General features: G+C 76.8%; 2 protein-coding genes. Both read left to right on the forward strand.

From position 1 onward, the window contains the following. Positions 1-1,156, forward strand: a 1,156-nt coding sequence (locus tag G3I41_RS22230; RefSeq protein ID WP_164402166.1) for an energy-coupling factor transporter transmembrane protein EcfT, incomplete at its 5' end; no start/stop codon positions are given. Then, positions 1,153-2,060, forward strand: a 908-nt coding sequence (locus G3I41_RS22235; RefSeq protein ID WP_343242205.1) for an ABC transporter ATP-binding protein, incomplete at its 3' end; no start/stop codon positions are given. The genes G3I41_RS22230 and G3I41_RS22235, both read left to right, overlap by 4 nt.

A 2,060-nucleotide genomic window follows, 5' to 3' on the forward strand; every position in this document is an offset into this window, starting at 1 on the left:
CGGCCCGACGGCCGGCCGCACGGACACCGCGACACACCGGCTCCCCGCCTGGCGCGCCCCCGCCGCGAACCGCTCCAACGCGGTGCCGGCCGGGGCATGGTGGCTGTGGGCGCTGGGCCTGGCCACGGCCGCGTCCCGGACCACCAACCCGCTGCTGCTCGGCCTGCTGGTCGGGGTCGCGGGCTACGTGGTGGCCGCGCGCCGCACGGACGCGCCGTGGGCCCGGTCGTACGGGATGTTCATCCGGATCGGGCTCTTCGTGATCGCGGTCCGGCTGCTGTTCTCCGTCTTCCTCGGCTCCCCGATCCCCGGCACGCACACCCTGTTCACGCTGCCCGAGCTGCCGCTGCCCGACTGGGCCAGGGGCGTCCGGATCGGCGGCCGGGTCACCGCCGAGCAGCTGCTGTTCGCGCTGTACGACGGGGCGAAGCTGGCGGCCCTGCTGATCTGCGTCGGCGCGGCGAACTCCCTCGCCAACCCGGCCCGGCTGCTGAAGTCGCTGCCCGGCGCGCTGTACGAGGCCGGGGTCGCCGTCGTCGTGGCGATGACGTTCGCGCCGAACATGGTCGCCGACGTGCTGCGGCTGCGCACCGCCCGCCGGCTGCGCGGCCGGCCGACCGGTGGCGTGCGGGCCGTCCTCCAGATCGGGCTGCCGGTCCTGGAGGGCGCCCTCGAACGGTCGGTCGCCGTGGCCGCCTCCATGGACGCGCGCGGTTACGGGCGCACCGCCCGCGTCCCGGCCGCCGTCCGGCACACCACGAACGTGCTGACGCTCGGCGGGCTGCTCGGGGTGTGCGCGGGCACCTACGGGCTGCTCGCCGCCGAGGGCGCCGGCTACGGCCTCCCGCTGCTCGCCGCAGGTCTCCTGGCCGCCACGGCGGGGCTGCGGCTCGGCGGGGCCCGTTCGGTGCGGACCCGCTACCGGCCCGACCGGTGGGGCGTACGGGCCTGGCTGATCGCCGGGTCCGGCGCGGCGGTCGCGGCGGCGATGGTCTGGGCCGGGAACGCCGATCCGGCAGCGCTGCACCCCGGGGTCGTACCGCTGACCGCTCCCGTGCTGCCGCTGTGGCCGGCCGCCGCCGTACTGCTCGGGCTGTGTCCCGCGGTGATCGCGCCCGTCCCGCCCTCCCCCACAGGCTTCCAGGAGCAGGTGTGATCCGGTTCGACGCTGTTTCGGTGCGGTACGAGGGGGCCGGGCGCCCCACCCTGTCGGGGGTCGACCTGACGGTCCCGGAGGGCGAGCTCGTGCTGCTCGTCGGCCCGTCCGGGGTCGGCAAGTCGACGCTGCTCGGCGCCGTCTCGGGCCTGGTGCCGCACTTCACGGGCGGCACGCTGACCGGGCGGGTCACCGTGGACGGGCGCGATACCCGTACGCACAAGCCCCGGGAGCTCGCGGACCTGGTCGGCACGGTGGGCCAGGATCCGCTGGCGCACTTCGTCACCGACACCGTCGAGGACGAGCTGGCCTACGGCATGGAGTCGCTGGGCCTGGCCCCGGACGTGATGCGGCGACGGGTCGAGGAGACCCTCGATCTGCTGGGGCTCGCCGGGCTGCGCGACCGCCCGATCGCCACCCTGTCCGGCGGCCAGCAGCAGCGGGTCGCGATCGGCTCGGTCCTCACCCCGCACCCCCGGGTCCTGGTCCTCGACGAGCCGACGTCCGCGCTGGACCCGGCTGCGTCCGAGGAGGTCCTCGCGGTCCTCCAGCGGCTCGTCCACGACCTGGGCACCACGGTCCTCATGGCGGAACACCGGCTGGAGCGCGTGGTGCAGTACGCGGACCAGGTCGTCCTGCTCCCCTCGCCGGGCGCGGCCCCGGTGATGGGCACGCCCGCCGAGGTGATGGCGGTCTCCCCGGTGCACCCCCCGGTCGTCGCGCTCGGCCGCCTCGCGGGCTGGGAGCCGCTGCCCCTCACGGTCCGGGACGCCCGGCGGAGGGCCGGCACCCTGCGCGACCGGCTGGCGGACGTGGCGCCCGGGCATCCGGCACCGGACATACCCGGCCGCCCCGACGCCCCCGTGGCCCCCCTTCCGGCTCGCCCCGCTCCGAGCCGGGGCAC

The organism is Streptomyces sp. SID9727 (assembly GCF_010550605.1).
In the GTDB taxonomy this organism is placed as follows: Bacteria; Actinomycetota; Actinomycetes; order Streptomycetales; family Streptomycetaceae; genus Streptomyces.